This window comes from Devosia indica (genome assembly GCF_003056405.1).
Lineage (GTDB): Bacteria > Pseudomonadota > Alphaproteobacteria > Rhizobiales > Devosiaceae > Devosia > Devosia indica.
Genome location: NZ_PYVZ01000003.1, coordinates 1 through 15,942, shown reverse-complemented (window position 1 = coordinate 15,942; position 15,942 = coordinate 1). Strand labels below are relative to the sequence as shown.

Annotated in this window: 15 protein-coding genes and 1 riboswitch; of the genes, 10 read left to right on the top strand and 5 right to left on the bottom strand. The window is 62.5% G+C overall.

Translation table 11 applies throughout. The annotated features are described in order from the left end of the window. Positions 1-88 precede the first annotated feature (88 nt). Genes DDE76_RS03520 through DDE76_RS03510 form a run of 3 tightly spaced genes read left to right on the top strand, consistent with a single transcriptional unit; the run spans position 89 to position 3,077 of the window. Positions 89-1,033 carry a Bug family tripartite tricarboxylate transporter substrate binding protein gene (locus DDE76_RS03520; protein WP_104891464.1) on the top strand — a complete coding sequence of 315 codons (945 nt, stop codon included), beginning with the start codon at positions 89-91 and terminating at the stop codon, positions 1,031-1,033. Continuing rightward, entirely contained in the window at positions 1,030-1,530 is a 501-nt protein-coding gene (locus DDE76_RS03515; protein WP_104891463.1) for a tripartite tricarboxylate transporter TctB family protein, read from the top strand. Before DDE76_RS03520 ends, DDE76_RS03515 begins: the two co-directional genes overlap by 4 nt. Next, positions 1,530-3,077 (top strand): tripartite tricarboxylate transporter permease, encoded by a 1,548-nt coding sequence (locus DDE76_RS03510; protein WP_104891462.1) that lies wholly within the window; start codon positions 1,530-1,532, stop codon positions 3,075-3,077. The genes DDE76_RS03515 and DDE76_RS03510 overlap by 1 nt, the downstream gene beginning before the upstream one ends. 71 nt (positions 3,078-3,148) lie before the next feature. Here the strand turns inward: DDE76_RS03510 and DDE76_RS03505 are convergent, their stop codons facing one another. The 5 genes from DDE76_RS03505 to DDE76_RS03490 form a co-directional block, all read right to left on the bottom strand. Then, positions 3,149-3,493: a hypothetical protein gene (locus DDE76_RS03505; protein WP_104891461.1), complete on the bottom strand. Its 345-nt coding sequence runs from the start codon at positions 3,491-3,493 to the stop codon at positions 3,149-3,151. A 247-nt stretch (positions 3,494-3,740) separates the two neighbouring features. Then, positions 3,741-3,914, bottom strand: coding sequence for a hypothetical protein (locus DDE76_RS19745; protein ID WP_198650830.1), 174 nt, complete (start codon positions 3,912-3,914; stop codon positions 3,741-3,743). A 155-nt stretch (positions 3,915-4,069) separates the two neighbouring features. Further along, positions 4,070-6,544, bottom strand: a complete 2,475-nt coding sequence (locus tag DDE76_RS03500; protein WP_104891460.1) for a sensor histidine kinase — start codon at positions 6,542-6,544, stop codon at positions 4,070-4,072. Next, positions 6,537-7,208 (bottom strand): response regulator transcription factor, encoded by a 672-nt coding sequence (locus DDE76_RS03495; RefSeq protein ID WP_104891459.1) that lies wholly within the window; start codon positions 7,206-7,208, stop codon positions 6,537-6,539. The genes DDE76_RS03500 and DDE76_RS03495 overlap by 8 nt, the downstream gene beginning before the upstream one ends. 74 nt (positions 7,209-7,282) lie before the next feature. Then, positions 7,283-7,474: a hypothetical protein gene (locus DDE76_RS03490; protein ID WP_104891458.1), complete on the bottom strand. Its 192-nt coding sequence runs from the start codon at positions 7,472-7,474 to the stop codon at positions 7,283-7,285. A 171-nt stretch (positions 7,475-7,645) separates the two neighbouring features. Here DDE76_RS03490 and DDE76_RS03485 point away from each other — a divergent pair, with 171 nt between their 5' ends. The 7 genes from DDE76_RS03485 (at position 7,646) to DDE76_RS03455 (ending at position 15,929) form a co-directional block, all read left to right on the top strand. Then, a complete protein-coding gene (locus DDE76_RS03485; RefSeq protein ID WP_108463681.1) occupies positions 7,646-7,963 on the top strand; it encodes a PilZ domain-containing protein in 318 nt (105 codons plus the stop codon). Between the two features lie 792 nt (positions 7,964-8,755). Then, complete coding sequence (gene nrdH / locus DDE76_RS03480) at positions 8,756-8,977, top strand: glutaredoxin-like protein NrdH (protein ID WP_104891457.1); 222 nt, start codon at positions 8,756-8,758, stop codon at positions 8,975-8,977. A gap of 22 nt (positions 8,978-8,999) precedes the next feature. Continuing rightward, positions 9,000-9,404 carry a class Ib ribonucleoside-diphosphate reductase assembly flavoprotein NrdI gene (gene nrdI, locus DDE76_RS03475; RefSeq protein WP_104894694.1) on the top strand — a complete coding sequence of 135 codons (405 nt, stop codon included), beginning with the start codon at positions 9,000-9,002 and terminating at the stop codon, positions 9,402-9,404. Next, positions 9,386-11,566, top strand: a complete 2,181-nt coding sequence (gene nrdE / locus DDE76_RS03470; protein WP_198650829.1) for a class 1b ribonucleoside-diphosphate reductase subunit alpha — start codon at positions 9,386-9,388, stop codon at positions 11,564-11,566. Before nrdI ends, nrdE begins: the two co-directional genes overlap by 19 nt. A 19-nt stretch (positions 11,567-11,585) precedes the next feature. Next, positions 11,586-12,560 (top strand): class 1b ribonucleoside-diphosphate reductase subunit beta, encoded by a 975-nt coding sequence (nrdF, locus tag DDE76_RS03465; RefSeq protein ID WP_104891456.1) that lies wholly within the window; start codon positions 11,586-11,588, stop codon positions 12,558-12,560. A gap of 295 nt (positions 12,561-12,855) precedes the next feature. After that, a riboswitch (cobalamin riboswitch) is annotated at positions 12,856-13,054 on the top strand. Positions 13,055-13,273: 219 nt separating this feature from the next. Next, positions 13,274-15,538, top strand: coding sequence for a 5-methyltetrahydropteroyltriglutamate--homocysteine S-methyltransferase (metE, locus tag DDE76_RS03460; protein WP_104891455.1), 2,265 nt, complete (start codon positions 13,274-13,276; stop codon positions 15,536-15,538). Between the two features lie 127 nt (positions 15,539-15,665). After that, a complete protein-coding gene (locus tag DDE76_RS03455; RefSeq protein ID WP_157955643.1) occupies positions 15,666-15,929 on the top strand; it encodes a hypothetical protein in 264 nt (87 codons plus the stop codon). The last annotated feature ends 13 nt before the right edge of the window (positions 15,930-15,942 follow it).

The following is a 15,942-nucleotide window of genomic DNA, read 5'->3' as shown; positions in this document are numbered from 1 at the left end:
AGCCTCCCTGACAGGACGATGACAGGGAGCAGGCATAAGCTTGCTCTTACGAACGCAACGACGTTCGCAATTGTTCTAGGGAGGAACTATGAACAAGCTGCTTCTCGCGGCGCTGGTAACCGGCGCCCTTTCCGCACCCGCTTTTGCTGCCGATTACACCATCATGGCACCGGCCGGCCCCGGCGGCGGCTGGGACCAGACCGCTCGCACCATGCAGGAGGCCCTGCAGGCCGAAGGCATTTCGGGCAATGTGCAGGTCACCAACGTGCCCGGCGCTGGCGGCACCATTGGCCTGGCGCAGTTTGCGACCCAGGAAAATGGCAATCCCAATGCCCTGATCGTGGGCGGCTATGTGATGGTCGGCGCCATCCTGACCAACATGTCGCCCGTGAGCCTCGACAATGTCACCCCCATCGCGCGCCTCACCGGTGAAGCCGTGGCGCTGGTGGTGCCGGCTGCGTCCGACATCGAGTCGGTTGACGATCTTGTTGCCGCACTCAAGGCCGATCCGGGCGCAGTGGCCTGGGCCGGTGGTTCTGCTGGTGGTGTCGATCACATCACCGCGGGCCTGATCGCTCAGGCGGTTGACGTCGACCCCACCCAGGTCAACTACATCGCCTATTCGGGCGGTGGCGAAGCCCTTGCCGCTATCCTGGGCGGTCAGGTCACCGTGGGCCTCTCCGGCGTCAGCGAGTTCGCTTCGCAGATCGAAGCGGGTGAACTGCGCCTGCTGGCTGTCTCCACCGATACCCGCGTGCCGGGCTTTGATGCCCCCACGCTGATGGAAGAAGGTGTCGATGTGGCCGTGCAGAACTGGCGCATGGTCGCGGCCGCTCCCGGCATCACCGACGAGCAGAAGGCGGCCATTACCGCCGACGTGAAGGCCATGGCAGAGTCCGCCACCTGGCAGTCCGCGCTCGAAACCCGCGGCTGGGTCGATACCTATCTTGACGGCGATGCCTTCGCCACCCAGCTCGAAGCCGACAAGTCGGCCACCGAGGCTATCCTGAAAGACATTGGCCTGGTCCAATGACAACAGGCTCCTCCAAGCCCGAGCGCCGCCCCGATGGGGCGGCGCTTGTCATCGCAGCCATTCTCGCCGGCCTGGCGGCCATCATCTTCTGGCAGACCAGCCAGATGCGCCTGCCGCCCATCCAGCAACGCGTCGGCCCTACAGTCTTTCCCTATGTGATCGCCAGCGGGTTGGTTCTTCTGGCCATCGGCACGGTTGTGTCGGCCATGCGCGGCAGCTTTCCCGAGCGCAGCAAGGATGACTACAAGCCGATCTTCTGGATCGTCGGCGGCCTGATCGGGCAGATCCTGCTGCTCTCAACGGCCGGGTTCTCCATCGGCACGGGCGTTCTGTTTGCCTTTACCGCCAAGGCCTTCGGGCGCGGACCGTTGTGGCAGACCATTCCGATTGGGACGGTCTTTGCCTTCGCCGTCTGGTTCATCTTTGCCAAGGGCCTGCAATTGTCGCTTCCGGCCGGTGCGCTGGAACGCCTGCTGACGACGGGGACTCCCTTCTGATGGAAACCTTCGACCTTCTCGCCCAGGGGCTGCTCTCGGCGCTCCAGGTGCACAATCTGATTTATGCGCTGATCGGCGTGACCCTGGGCACCGCCGTGGGCGTGCTGCCCGGCATCGGCCCGGCGCTGACCGTGGCGCTGCTGCTGCCGGTAACCTACAAGCTCGACCCGGGCGGCTCGCTCATCATGTTCGCCGGCATCTATTATGGCGGCATGTATGGTGGCTCGACGACCTCGATCCTGCTCAACACGCCGGGCGAAAGCGCCTCCATCGTCACCGCGCTCGAGGGCAACAAGATGGCCCGCCAGGGACGGGGCGGCCCGGCACTGGCTACTGCCGCCATCGGTTCCTTCGTCGCCGGCCTCCTGGCGACCCTTGGCCTCGCCTTCATTGCGCCATTCGTGGTGAAATTTGCGCTGTCCTTCGGACCCTGGGACTATTTTGCGCTGATGGTTCTGGCTTTTGTGACCGTTTCGGCGGCGTTCGGAGACTCGGCCCTGCGTGGGCTGACGGCGCTGTTCATCGGACTGGGCCTGGGCCTGATCGGTATCGACCTGCAGACCGGCCAGACGCGCCTGGCCTTCAATGTCATGGACCTGCTCGACGGCATTGAGGTGACGACGCTTGCCGTGGCGCTATTCGCCATCGGCGAGACGCTCAAGACGGCCTCCGACCGCGACCAGGCCAATACCGAAGTAACGGCGGTCAAGGGCTCGGTCTGGATGACACTGGAGGACTGGAAGCGAAGCTGGGCCTCCTGGCTGCGCGGCACCTTTATCGGTTTTCCCATTGGCGCCATGCCGGCGGGCGGTGCCGATGTCGCCAGCTTTCTCTCCTACAGTACGGAAAAGACCTTTTCCAAGAAGCCCGAGGAATTCGGCAATGGCGCCATTGAAGGCGTGGCCGGGCCCGAAGCGGCGAACAATGCCTCGGCGGCCGGTACGCTGGTGCCGCTGCTGACGCTCGGCCTGCCGACCACGGCCACGGCCGCCATCATGCTGGCTGGTTTCCAGCAATTCGGCCTGCAGCCGGGACCACTCCTGTTTGCCAACAACGCGCCGCTGGTCTGGGCGCTGATCGCCAGCCTGCTGGTGGCCAATTTCATGCTGCTGGTGCTCAACCTGCCGCTGATCGGGCTCTGGGTGCGGCTTTTGACTATCCCCAAGCACTGGCTTTACGCGGGCATCCTGACCTTCGCCACGCTGGGAACGCTCGGGGCCAATGGCGCCATGTCCATGGGTTTTGGCCCGGTGCGGATCTCGTTCGAACTTGTGCTGCTGCTGGCCTTCGGCATTCTGGGCTATCTGCTGCGCCGCTTCGGCTATCCGATCGCGCCGGTGGTGGTGGGCCTGATCCTGGGGCCGATGGCCGAACAGCAATTGCGCCGGGCGCTGGCCATCAGCCAGGGCGACATCGGCGTGCTGTTCTCCTCGCCCATTTCGATTGTGCTCTATGTCGCTGCCATCATCGCTGTTGGCGTGCCGATGATCCTGCGGCTGCGCGGGCAGGGCGGCGTGCTGGGCCAGTTGGCGACCGACGAGGACTGACGAGATCCTGCGGACGCAGGGCAGGTCTCGCCCCTTGCCGTGATTGGTGGGGGCGAGACCGATTTAATCTTCTAGCGAATAGTGAGTTTGTTGGGGCCCGATGGCGAGGTCGGATCAGGCGAGCCGCCGCCGCTGCCCGAAAGGGATTGGGGCGCCTCATCCCGGCCTTCAAACTCCGAATTGATATCCTGGCAGAAATCGGTGGTGGTTTCCGGGTCGGTCAGGGCGCACTCGGCCTTGTAATTGCCGCGCGTGTCGCATTCGAGCTCGTCTTCGCCATTCTCAAGCTGGTACTCGAAACAGATCAGATCATTGTCATCAGCCATGGCGATGCTCGGGACCATCGGGGTCAGGGCAAGCAGGGCGCCCAGCGTCAGCAATGTCGTGCCCAGGGCGCGCGTCTTGGTGGTGGTCATGTTTGGTCTCCTCATTGGGGGCCGGACTGTCCGGCTGGTTTGGATGACCGCTAAATGACCGCCCGTGCTTGAACCGGGACTGATGCGCGCTTTCAGATTTCGTTCAGCCAGTGGACGCGCAAAAAAGCCCGGCTGCCAGGGAGGGATCTGGCAGCCGGGCTTATCATACCGGCAGGTTTGCGCGAAGGCCTCTGGAGGGAGGGGCCTGGGCCCCGCGCTTCAAAGCGTCGACGCTGGAATGCGGAGCTTAGAGCTTGCCGATGTTGCGGAACGCGACCGGGTCGATGCCCAGATTGTCCAGGTGCTTGGACTTGGGCACCCGTCCAGCTTCGACGGCCGCCGACACAGCAGCAGCGCTGCCGAACACGGTGGCGAAAGTGTCGAGGGTCGCAAAGAACTTGTTCTTGCGCGGGGTGCTCATTTTCCAATCCTTCCTGTTCAACCCAGAACGGCCCGGGTCGTTTCCATGACCTGTAGATGGACCTTGCCCATCCGGATCGGTAGGGGTCGATTGGTCACCCCAGCCATGCATTGCGGGAAGATCTTCTCACCCCGTCACCCGGCCTTGCCGGCAGGTCATGGCTTGGGCGAGACGATCTCCTGCCAGGTATCGAGGAAGCGTTGCCGCCGCAGCGTATCGAGCGCCACGAGCAGGCCCGGACCCAGCGGGATCGGCTGGATAACGCCCCGGCCACGGGCGGCAATCGTCTCGCTGGTCCACTCGCCCGCACTGCCGGGCACCACGGCGCCAAGGGCCGTTGGCCCCGCTGCCACGGCCTGACCCGCCGGGGACAGGGCGAAGTCGACAAACCCCTTGGCCAGCTCTGCATTGGGTGCATCCCTCGGGATCAGCATGGAGCGCGTCAATACCAACACATAGTCATCGGGCACGACGATTTCGATAGGCGCGCCCTCCGCCTGCCGGGCGAAGGCATAGGAGCCCAGCACATTGTAGCCAAGGGCCAGTGATCCATCGGCGACGCCGTTAAGAATGGCCGGGCTCGAGCCTGAAAAGCGCGCATTGACCCGGCCAAAGGCATTGGTCAGCCGCCAGAAGGTCGAGGAGATGGTCTGGTCCTGTGCCGCCAGCAGATAGCCGACACCCGAAAGGGCAATGTCATAGGTGGCGATCTTGCCGCGAAACCGCTCGGTCTGCGTCTCGATCAATTCGGCCAGCGTCAGATGGGTGCGCGGCACCTCATCATCGTCGATCAGGTCGCGATTGTAGATGATGACAGCCGGCTCGAAGGTGAAGCCGAAGACTTCATTGCGCCAATGGGCCCATTCGGGCAGGGCGCCGAGATGGGGACTGTCATAGGCGAGGGCATAGCCGTCATTGGCGAGCTTGAGCTGCAGATCGGAGGCGGAGCTGATGAGCAGGTCCGGCGGGGTTTCCAGTTCCCCGTCCAGATAGCGCCGGAACAGCGGCAGGGAATCGGTTTCCTCATAAACCACCGTGACGTCGCTGCGCTGGGCCTGATAGGCCGCAATGAAATGCGCGAAGAGCGGGGTATCGGTGACCCCCAGAATATTGAGGGTCTGGGCCGAACTGCCATCCGGCGCGGGATAGATCGTGGTCGCTGCGTCCACCGGGGCCGGGGACAGCAAAAGCGCCGGCACCAGCACGAGCGCAGCGACGAGGCCAAACGCAGCGCTGCCGCTGGCGCGCCGGGGCAAGGGCAGGGTGATGGCGACGCTCAACCCGCCGCCCGTCCGGTCCAGCAGGCGCAGACTGCCGCCATGCGCCTGAGCCACACGGGCAACGATGGAAAGGCCAAGGCCGGACCCTACCTTGCCATTGCTGGCCTTGCCGCGCTTGAAGCGTTCCAGCACTTCCGATTTCTCCCCTGCCTCAATGCCCGGGCCGCGGTCACTGACCTCGACACAGAGCGCGCCATTCTCGATGCGCCCGACGATGTCGATCGGGCCGTCGGAATAAACCAGCGCATTGTCCACCACGTTGCGCATCATTTCGCGCAGGGCCACGCGGTCCCCCCGCAGCGGGGCTTCTGCCGCCTGGCCCAGCGCGACCTGCAAGCGCTGTGCCTGATCGGGATCAAGGCGCTGGCGCACATCCCCGATCACCGAAGCGAGCGTAGTGGTTTCGACTTCGCTGTTTTCCATGCGGTGGGAAATCGTTGCTTCCATCAGAAGCTGACTGACCAATTGGCTGGCCTGCACGGCCCCGGTGTGAATGCGCCCGACGCGCCGGCGCAGGGCATCGGGGTCCTGCTCGTCCATGGCGACTTCCGCCTGGGCGCGCAGGGAGGCCAAGGGCGTGCGGACCTCATGGGCCGCTTCGGCCACCAGCCCGCTCACCCGCTCCATGGCCTTCTGCAACCGGGCCATGAAGCCATTGAGCGCGGAGACAAGATGTTCCACTTCGCTTGGCACCGGTACGGTGATTGGGGAGAGGTCGTCTGGCGAACGGGCACGCAATTCATGCTCCAGCTCGGTCAGGGGCGCGAACATGCGGGAAATGCCGAACCAGACCAGGCCAATCGCCAGCAGCGTCAGCGCCAGCACCGGCAGCACGGCATTGGAGAGAATTTCATTGGACAGCGCCTCGCGCTGGTTCTGCGTTTCGGCGACATGGATGGTCACCCAGCCCGTATCGCTCGGGGTGGAGATCAGACGGCCGACGCTGGCCACGCGCGCAATCTCGCCGCGATAGAGGATGTCGGTGAAGGTGGGCTCGGACGACACCGTTTCCGCCATCTGTGCCGCCAGGTCCTCATAGCCGGTCACCGTGCGGGCATCGGGATCTTCCACGGCGTAGAACACCCGGTCCTGCCCCGAAAACATGGCAAAGGCAGCGAAGGGGATTTCCACCACCACCGCCTCGTTCTCAACCTGCACGGCGCCAGCAATGGTGAGCGCCGAGGCGGCCAGCAGCCGGTCGAAGGCACGGTCCGACGCACGCTCGGCATAGTCCCGGATAAAGACGATCAACACGACGGACGCCGCCAGCAGCAGAGCCAAAGCCAGGGCGAAGATTCGGCGGCGGATCGAGAAGGGTTTCTGCCTTGTGGCAGTCGCCGTCCTATCCATCGCTCACCCGCACCACATAGCCCACGCCGCGCACCGTGCCGATCTCGATATTGGCCGCTTCCAGCTTCTTGCGCAGGCGCGAAATATGCAGTTCGAGCGCATTGACCGAGACATTCTCGTCGAAATTGAAGAGCTGGTTCATCAACCGCTCCTTGGCGACCACCTTGCCGGCATGGGCAACCAGGATTTCCAGCAGCCGGAACTCGCGCCGCCCCAGCTCCAGCGCCTTGCCGGCGACCGAGGCGTTGAGACCGGCCAGGTCGAGTTCGAGATTGCCCACGGATACCGTGCTCGATGCCTGCCCGCCGGTGCGCCGCAACAGGGCCCGCAACCGCGCTTCGAGTTCGCGCAGGTCGAACGGCTTGACCAGATAGTCATCGGCCCCCAGGTCGAGCAGGCTGACCTTGTCGTCGATTTCGGAGCGGGCGGTAATGACCAGGATCGGCGCATTGAATTTGTGTCGGCGCAATTCGGCGATCAGGCTGATGCCATCGCGATTGGGCAGCATCAGATCAAGCGCCACCGCATCGAAGGGTTCCGCCTCGGCGGTGGGCAGAACATCGTCTCCGTCGCGCACCCATTCAACCGAATGCCCGGCCGAGCGCAGCCGCTTCTCAATGGCCTCGCCCAGATCTTCATTATCCTCCACCAGCAATATGCGCATCGGTCCTCCTGATGCTGGACACTAGTGCATTGGCGGTGATGGTGGAAATTGGAATTACGGCGAATAGCCGCGGGTCAGGAGCTGATCGGCGCGCCGCGCAGGAGCGCCGAAAAGCGGGCGCCTAATGTGCGGAGCTGCCGCCAGACGCCGGAGAGCTGAAGGCTGGACGGATCGGCGTAGTCAGCCAGCATGGTTTCGGCGATTGCTTTGCCCTCGCGCACGATCCGGCGCTCGATCAGATCCTGTCCGGCGTTGGGAACGCGCATGCCCGGCCTCCTATGGTTGATGAAACCTTAACAGGAGGCAGCCGGCCTGTCCGCAAACTTGCGTCCGAATGGTTTACGCCGGGGCAGGGTGCTTGTGGACAAGCGGGCGATGCATCGACTTGCATGGGCCCAGTTAAGAAGGCGGCAAGGGAGCGCGGCTAGCGTTCGGCCATGCCTTTCGACAAGCTCCGCGATTCAGCGGCTTCGCCCCTATTGCTTGAACGCCGGATCGCCCCGCGCCGGAACACCTACATCCAGGCCAGCATCGCCATGGGCTTTACCAATCTGCCCTGCATCGTGCGCAATGTGTCCGATACCGGCGCCAAGCTTGAAGTGGCCCGCGTCGCCGGCATTCCCGATCGCTTCGATCTGATCGTGCCCGGCCACCGGCCGCAGCCCTGTCGCGTGGTCTGGCGCTCGCTCAAAGAAATCGGCGTTGAGTACCAGGCCGCGCGCCACGAGCCGGCGGATAATCTGAACCTGCGCTGATCGCTACATCATCCGGCGGTGCCATGCACACAAGATATGGTGGCCATGCACGGGCGGTGCATTACCACCTGTGGATAGTCGGTGATTTCCCAAGTGCTGTCGTAAAGGCGCCAAAAATTCTGCACTTGACAGTTTCGGTGCTGGGGAGAATCGGGACTTTCCCCTATGGTGAATGCGCGGTTAAGCGCTGGTCACACCTGCCGAACAGTGAGATTTTCCGTGGCTTTAGCGCCAGACTCTAGCGCGCTTCAGAGGCTGGATGAGCTCGGTGAAGCACCAGTCAAATCGAGGCCACAACGGCGCTGTTTTGCTTGATATTTGTCCCCATAATCCACATATTACCCATACCATCCCTTGTTTGAAACCAGGGGTGGGGCACTAGGTGTTGTGATTTTCTGACGTTGACGACAGCCGTGAATCGCACGAACCTGATCCTCGGTCCGGCGCTTGGTTTCAAGCTTCGGGCAAGCCCTCGGAACAAGCATTGGCGATACGACTGATGCAGGGCCGGGGCACGGGGCAAGTTCTTGGGTCCGCCCTCCCGCGGGCCCGGGGTTGGTAACAGCGTCAACGACAGACCGGACGAAGCCGGACTACGGCAGGCGGGCGCGTGCGCGCTCGTGACTTGGGAATGACTGAAGCGATGGTTCGCGCGTTGATCTTTGAAGCGATGCCGGAGCGGCCCTCTAAGGGGCCAGGTCGTGTCCATGCCAGAAGGCCTGCCTTGCACCCACACGTCCACCCGCGGATGGCTCGCGCCCTCCGTGCAATATCAGTCCTGTGAGGATTACGATGAGCATCACCGTCTATAGCAAGCCCGCCTGCGTCCAGTGCACCGCCACCACCCGTGCGCTCGACCGCAAGGGTCTCGACTACACTCTGGTCGACATCTCCGCCGACGCCGACGCCTATGCGCGCGTTGAAGAGATGGGCTACCGCCAGGTTCCCGTGGTCGTGGCTGGTGACATGCACTGGGCCGGCTTCCGTCCCGACATGATCGGCAATCTGGCCTGATCTCATGGAGCAGGGCCCGGACATGAGCGGCCTCGTCTATTACTCCAGCACCTCGGAAAACACCCACCGCTTCGTGGAGCGGCTTGGGGTAGGCGGGGTCAGGCTGCCGGTGGACGCTGCCAGCGAACCACCGGTGATGGACGAGCCATTCGTGCTGGTGCTGCCCACCTATGGGGGCGGGGAAGGCAAGGGCGCCGTGCCCAAGCCGGTGATCCGCTTCCTCAATGTCGCGCATAATCGCGATCTCATCCGCGGCGTCATCGCCGCGGGAAACACGAATTTCGGCGCTGGCTACTGCCTTGCGGGCAATATCGTCTCGCAAAAATGCGCCGTGCCACTCCTCTATCGCTTCGAATTGCTCGGAACCGATGAGGATGTCACCAATGTCAGACAGGGACTGGAACGGTTTTGGACACGCTCACATTAGACCGCACCGAAGAACGGCCGGCCGGTAAGCCTACTCAGGATAAGAACGAGCAGGCGCTGGATTACCATGCGCTCAATGCCATGCTCAATCTCTATGATGAGCAGGGCAAGATCCAGTTCGACAAGGACCGGCAGGCCGCGCACCAGTACTTCTTGCAGCATGTGAACCAGAACACGGTGTTCTTTCACAATCTGCGCGAGAAGCTGACTTATCTGGTTGAGGAAGGCTATTACGAGCAGGACGTGCTCGATCAGTACAGCTTCAACTTCGTGCGTGACCTTTACGATTACGCCTACGACAAGAAATTCCGCTTCCCCACCTTCCTGGGCGCGTTCAAGTATTACACCAGCTACACGCTCAAGACCTTTGACGGTAAGCGTTATCTTGAGCGCTATGAAGACCGCGTCTGCATGGTCGCACTGGCCCTGGCGCGCGGCGACGAAGTGCTGGCCAGGAACCTGGTCGACGAGATCATCTCCGGCCGCTTCCAGCCTGCGACCCCGACCTTCCTCAATGCCGGCAAGAAGCAGCGCGGCGAGCTCGTCTCGTGCTTCCTGCTGCGTGTCGAAGACAATATGGAATCCATCGGTCGCGCCATCAATTCGGCGCTGCAGCTATCCAAGCGCGGCGGCGGCGTGGCGCTGAGCCTGACCAATATCCGCGAGATGGGCGCCCCCATCAAGCAGATCGAGAACCAGTCCTCGGGCGTACTGCCGGTGATGAAGCTGCTCGAAGACAGCTTCTCCTATGCCAACCAGCTCGGCGCCCGCCAGGGTGCGGGTGCGGTGTACCTCCACGCCCACCACCCCGACATCATGCGCTTCCTCGACACCAAGCGCGAAAATGCTGACGAGAAGATCCGCATCAAGACGCTCTCGCTGGGCGTCGTGATCCCCGACATCACCTTCGAGCTCGCCCGTGACAACGAGGATATGTACCTGTTCTCGCCCTATGACGTGGAGCGCGTCTATGGCGTGCCGATGACCGAGATTTCGGTTACCGAGAAATACCGCGAGATGGTCGAGGACAAGCGCATCAAGAAGAAGAAGATCAAGGCGCGCGAATTCTTCCAGATCATCGCCGAGATCCAGTTCGAGAGCGGCTATCCCTACATCATGTTCGAGGACACGGTGAACCGGGCCAACCCGATCGATGGCCGCATCACCATGAGTAATCTCTGCTCGGAAATCCTGCAGGTCAGCGACGCCTCGATCTACAACGAGGATCTGAGCTACGAGCACATGGGCAAGGATATTTCCTGCAATCTGGGCTCGCTCAACATCGCCAAGGCGATGGACTCCGAAGATTTCGGCAAGACCATCGAGACCTCGATCCGCGCGCTGACCGCCGTGTCGGACATGAGCAATATTTCGTCCGTGCCCTCCATCGCCAAGGGCAATGCCGACAGCCATGCCATTGGCCTGGGTCAGATGAACCTGCACGGCTTCCTGGCCCGCGAACGCATATTCTACGGCTCGGAAGAAGGCGTCGATTTCACCAACATGTATTTCTACGCGGTGACCTATCACGCCCTCCGCGCCTCGAACCTGATCGCCACCGAGCGCGGCGAGACCTTCAAGGGCTTCGGCAAGTCGAAATATGCCGATGGCAGCTATTTCGACAAATATACCGACAAGGAATGGACCCCGGCGACCGCCCGCGTGGCCGAGCTGTTCGAGAAGGCCGGCATTCACCTGCCGACCCAGGAAGACTGGAAGGATCTGAAGGCCAAGGTCATGATGACCGGGCTCTACAACCAGAACCTGCAGGCCGTGCCGCCGACCGGCTCAATCTCCTACATCAACCACTCCACCTCCTCGATCCACCCGATCGTCTCCAAGATCGAGATCCGCAAGGAAGGCAAGATCGGCCGCGTCTATTACCCGGCCGCCTACATGGATAATGACAACCTGGAATACTATCAGGATGCCTATGAGATCGGTCCTGAAAAGATCATCGACACCTATGCGGCGGCCACCCAGCACGTCGACCAGGGCCTGTCGCTGACCCTGTTCTTCCGCGATACCGCGACCACCCGCGATATCAACAAGGCGCAGATCTACGCCTGGAAGAAGGGCATCAAGACCATCTACTACATCCGTCTTCGCCAGCTTGCCCTTGAAGGAACCGAGGTTCAGGGCTGTGTCTCCTGCGCGCTCTGAGAAAAAGGCCCCCAAACCCATGAATATGCACGCCAAGCCGATCGCCCGGGTCCGCGCCATCAACTGGAACCGCGTCCAGGACGACAAGGATCTTGAGGTCTGGAACCGCCTGACCTCCAATTTCTGGCTGCCCGAAAAGGTGCCTCTGTCCAACGACATCCCGTCCTGGGGGACCCTCAAGCCCGAAGAGCAGCAGCTCACCATCCGCGTGTTCACCGGCCTGACCCTGCTCGACACCATCCAGAATGGTGTCGGCGCGGTGCGCCTGATGGCCGATGCGCAGACCCCGCATGAAGAAGCGGTGCTGTCCAACATCTCCTTCATGGAAGCGGTGCATGCCCGCTCCTATTCCTCGATCTTCTCGACCCTGTGCCTGACGCCGGATGTCGACGACGCCTATCGCTGGAGTGAGGAGAACGAGTTCCTGCAGCGCAAGGCCATGCTGATCATGCAGCAGTATGACAGCGGCGACTCGCTCAAGAAGAAGGTGGCTTCGGTATTCCTCGAAAGCTTCCTGTTCTATTCCGGCTTCTACCTGCCCATGTACTGGTCCAGCCGCGCCAAGCTGACCAATACGGCCGATCTGATCCGCCTGATCATCAAGGACGAGGCCGTCCACGGCTATTACATCGGCTACAAGTTCCAGCGCGAGGTCGAGCGTCTGACTGACGCCGAAAAGCAGGAAATCAAGGACTTCGCCTTCGACTTCCTGCTTGAGCTCTACGACAACGAAGCGCGCTACACCGAGGACCTCTACGACAGCGTCGGGCTCTCCGAGGACGTCAAGAAATTCCTCCACTACAACGCCAACAAGGCGCTGATGAATTTGGGCTACGAAGCCCTGTTCCCGCCCGAAGCCTGCAAGGTCAACGCCGCGATCCTCTCGGCCCTCTCGCCCAATGCCGACGAGAACCACGACTTCTTCTCGGGGTCTGGCTCCAGCTACGTCATCGGCAAGGCGATCTCCACTGAGGACGAAGACTGGGATTTTTGATCCTGCACGAATTGCAACGAAAGGGGCGCCGCGTGGCGCCCTTTTTTATTGGTCTGAGAGCGCACGATATCCCCTTCTCCCCTTGTGGGAGAAGGTGCCCGAAGGGCGGATGAGGGGTCTTGCGAACGCGAGGGGGCATCCAGCGCGCCGAGAGAACCCCTCACCCTGGATTTCTGCTGAACGCAGAAATCGTGTCCCTCTCCCACAAGGGGCGAGGGGTGGCCGCGTCCTTGAATGCAATGGGCATATAAAGAAACCTTTATATCTCCCATTGACACCTCGGTCCCCCTCCGCCATCCTGATCAGCGTCCATGGTCCCCGCGAGGGGATAACAGGGAATGCCGGTGCGGGGCGCTAAGCCCCAAGTCCGGAGCTGCCCCCGCAACTGTTGGCGGAGACGGGTGTTCGTTGTCCCACTGGTCATCATTGGCCGGGAAGGGGAGCATCCGGTTCGATCCGCGAGCCAGGAGACCTACCATGGGCGTGAACTTGCCATTGTCAGCCGATCGGGTGGATCGGCCGGAGGACACGACCATGACGATCCGTCACCATTTCCGAATGCGACGCTGCTAAGCGGTCAGTTCTGACCCCAAACCAGCCCTGATCCGCCCGCACTGACACCAGTGCCGGGCGCAATTCAACATATTCGCGCGCCTGGCCGCACCGTGTTTTGCACGGGCGACCCTGCGCGCCTGTCACAAACGGAATTATCCATGACCCGCTCAGCCAATCTCGGCTTTCCCCGCATCGGCCTCAATCGCGAGCTGAAAAAGGCCCTCGAATCCTATTGGAAGGGCGAAAGCGACGCCGCCGCCTTGCACGCCACTGCCGCCCAACTCCGCGCCCGCCATTGGAGCCTGCAGCGCGAAGCTGGCATCGAGGTGATCCCCTCGAACGATTTCTCGCTCTACGACCATGTGCTGGATACTTCGGTGCTGGTCGGCGCCATCCCGCCGCGCTTTGCCGGAATTACCGACCCCGACGCCCGCTACTTCGCCATGGCCCGCGGCACCGACGCCGCCCCGGCCATGGAGATGACCAAGTGGTTCGACACCAATTATCATTTCATCGTGCCCGAACTGCATCGCGGGCAGCGCTTCGCGCTCAATGCGGGAAAACCGCTCGATCATTTCCGCGAGGCACGGGCGCTTGGCCTTGCCACAAGGCCGGTGATCCTGGGGCCCGTCTCCTTCCTCAGCCTGGCAAAGGCAAAGGATGACGGCCTTGATCCTCTCGACCTGCTCGATGCGCTGCTACCGGTCTATGCCGAGCTGCTGGCCCAGCTCAGGGCCGAGGGCGCAGGCTGGGTGCAGATCGATGAGCCTGTGCTGGTGCTCGACCTTTCCGGCAAGCAGCAGGCCGCGCTTGAAAAGGCCTACGCGGCGCTGGGCAAGGCCGGTTCCGATATCCTGCTCACCACCTATTTCGGCGATCTGCGCGACAATACCGAACTGGCGGCAAGGCTCCCGGTTGCCGGGCTGCATATCGATCTCGTCCGCGCCCCCGATCAGCTCGACGCGGTACTGGCGGCCCTTCCGGCTGACAAGACCTTGTCGGTCGGCGTGGTCGATGGCCGCAATATCTGGCGCACGGATTTGGATGCGGCGTTCGGCCTGGTCACCAAGGCCTGGGATCACATCGGCCCGGAACGGCTGGAAATCGCGCCATCCTGCTCGCTGCTGCACAGCCCGGTCGATCTTGAGGCTGAAACCGCGCTGGACGATGAGCTGAAATCCTGGCTGGCCTTTGCCCGGCAGAAGCTGGACGAGGTTTCCGCGCTGGCCATTGCACAGAAGCGGGGCAGAGGCGCAGCCCGGGCAGCTTTCGAGGCCAGCGCCGCCGCCATCGCGGCGCACAGGGCCTCCCCGCGCATTCATCGGCCCGAGGTGAAGGCCCGCGCTGCGCAGGCCATTACGCTGGATCGCAATTCGTCCTTCGCATCCCGCCGCGAGAAACAGCGCGCCCGCTTCAACCTGCCAGCCTATCCGACCACCACCATCGGTTCGTTCCCGCAGACCAAGGACGTGCGCCAGGCTCGCGCGGCGTTCAAGAAGGGCCAGCTCGATCAGGCTGGGTATGATGCCTTTCTCGAACAGCAAACCGAGAGCGCCATCCGCATCCAGGAAGAGCTGGGGCTCGATGTGCTGGTGCATGGCGAATTCGAGCGCAATGACATGGTCGAATATTTCGGCGAACAGCTCGATGGCTTCGCCTTCACCAGAAATGGCTGGGTGCAGTCCTACGGCTCGCGCTGCGTCAAGCCGCCGGTGATCTATGGCGATGTCTCCCGTCCTGCGCCGATGACGGTGCGCTGGTCAGCTTTTGCGGCTTCGCTCACGGACCGGCACATGAAGGGCATGCTGACCGGTCCGGTCACCATCCTGCAATGGAGTTTCGTGCGGGTCGATCAGCCGCGCGCCGAGACTTGCCGCCAGATTGGCCTGGCCATCCGCGACGAAGTGCTCGACCTCGAACAGGCCGGCATCGGCATCATCCAGATCGATGAACCGGCCCTGCGCGAGGGCCTGCCGCTGCGCCGGGCCGATTGGGACGCCTATCTGCGCTGGGCGGTGGACTGCTTCCGCCTCTCGGCCTCGGGCGTGGCCGATGACACGCAGATCCACACCCATATGTGCTATGCCGAGTTCAACGACATCATGCCCGCCATTGCCGCAATGGATGCCGATGTGATCTCCATCGAAACCTCGCGCTCGGACATGGAACTGCTCGAGGCTTTCCGCGACTTCAACTACCCCAATGAAATCGGCCCCGGCGTCTGGGATATCCACGCCCCGCGCGTGCCCGATCAGGCCGATATGGAAGCCTTGCTGCACAAGGCCGGGCAGGGCATTGCCCCCGGCCAGCTCTGGGTCAATCCCGATTGCGGGCTCAAGACCCGCGGCTGGCCGGAGGTGAAAGCCTCGCTGCAAAATCTCGTGGCTGCCGCCAAGGCCTTGCGCCTTGCAGCAGCCGGGTGACAAAAGCCTGGTGAAAACCCTGCCGCCGCTTCTCAACAAAAGCGGCGGCACTTAAATTCGGCGCTACGGCTTAATCCAATCTTTGTGCCTTCAGCGCCATGATGGGGGCTCGAGTTGGAACTTGACGATGCCTAGTCACGAACATGGCCAGTTGGATGTCGACGCCTATCTGCATGGCATCGTGCGCGCTCGCCTTGGTGTTTGGGACTGGAACCTGGTCAGCGGCGAATGCGGCTACTCGGCAAGCTGGTTCGAGATGCTCGGCTACGCGCCCGGTGAACCGATCCTCGTCTGCATCGAGATCATCGAAGTCCATGAGGTCGCCCTCGCCACTTGGCGGGTGCATCTCCGGCTCTTCACGGTCGGGCCCGAACATCCGTGCTTCATTTGAAGTGGATGCGGGC

Excerpts from the sequence above, each read along its gene's own strand:
- DDE76_RS03520 (WP_104891464.1), top strand. The coding sequence starts at position 89 with ATGAACAAGCTGCTTCTCGCGGCGCTGGTAACCGGCGCCCTTTCCGCA.
- DDE76_RS03515 (WP_104891463.1), top strand. The coding sequence starts at position 1,030 with ATGACAACAGGCTCCTCCAAGCCCGAGCGCCGCCCCGATGGGGCGGCG.
- DDE76_RS03510 (WP_104891462.1), top strand. The coding sequence starts at position 1,530 with ATGGAAACCTTCGACCTTCTCGCCCAGGGGCTGCTCTCGGCGCTCCAG.
- DDE76_RS03505 (WP_104891461.1), bottom strand. The coding sequence starts at position 3,493 with ATGACCACCACCAAGACGCGCGCCCTGGGCACGACATTGCTGACGCTG.
- DDE76_RS19745 (WP_198650830.1), bottom strand. The coding sequence starts at position 3,914 with ATGAGCACCCCGCGCAAGAACAAGTTCTTTGCGACCCTCGACACTTTC.
- DDE76_RS03500 (WP_104891460.1), bottom strand. The coding sequence starts at position 6,544 with ATGGATAGGACGGCGACTGCCACAAGGCAGAAACCCTTCTCGATCCGC.
- DDE76_RS03495 (WP_104891459.1), bottom strand. The coding sequence starts at position 7,208 with ATGCGCATATTGCTGGTGGAGGATAATGAAGATCTGGGCGAGGCCATT.
- DDE76_RS03490 (WP_104891458.1), bottom strand. The coding sequence starts at position 7,474 with ATGCGCGTTCCCAACGCCGGACAGGATCTGATCGAGCGCCGGATCGTG.
- DDE76_RS03485 (WP_108463681.1), top strand. The coding sequence starts at position 7,646 with ATGCCTTTCGACAAGCTCCGCGATTCAGCGGCTTCGCCCCTATTGCTT.
- nrdH (WP_104891457.1), top strand. The coding sequence starts at position 8,756 with ATGAGCATCACCGTCTATAGCAAGCCCGCCTGCGTCCAGTGCACCGCC.
- nrdI (WP_104894694.1), top strand. The coding sequence starts at position 9,000 with ATGAGCGGCCTCGTCTATTACTCCAGCACCTCGGAAAACACCCACCGC.
- nrdF (WP_104891456.1), top strand. The coding sequence starts at position 11,586 with ATGAATATGCACGCCAAGCCGATCGCCCGGGTCCGCGCCATCAACTGG.
- metE (WP_104891455.1), top strand. The coding sequence starts at position 13,274 with ATGACCCGCTCAGCCAATCTCGGCTTTCCCCGCATCGGCCTCAATCGC.
- DDE76_RS03455 (WP_157955643.1), top strand. The coding sequence starts at position 15,666 with ATGCCTAGTCACGAACATGGCCAGTTGGATGTCGACGCCTATCTGCAT.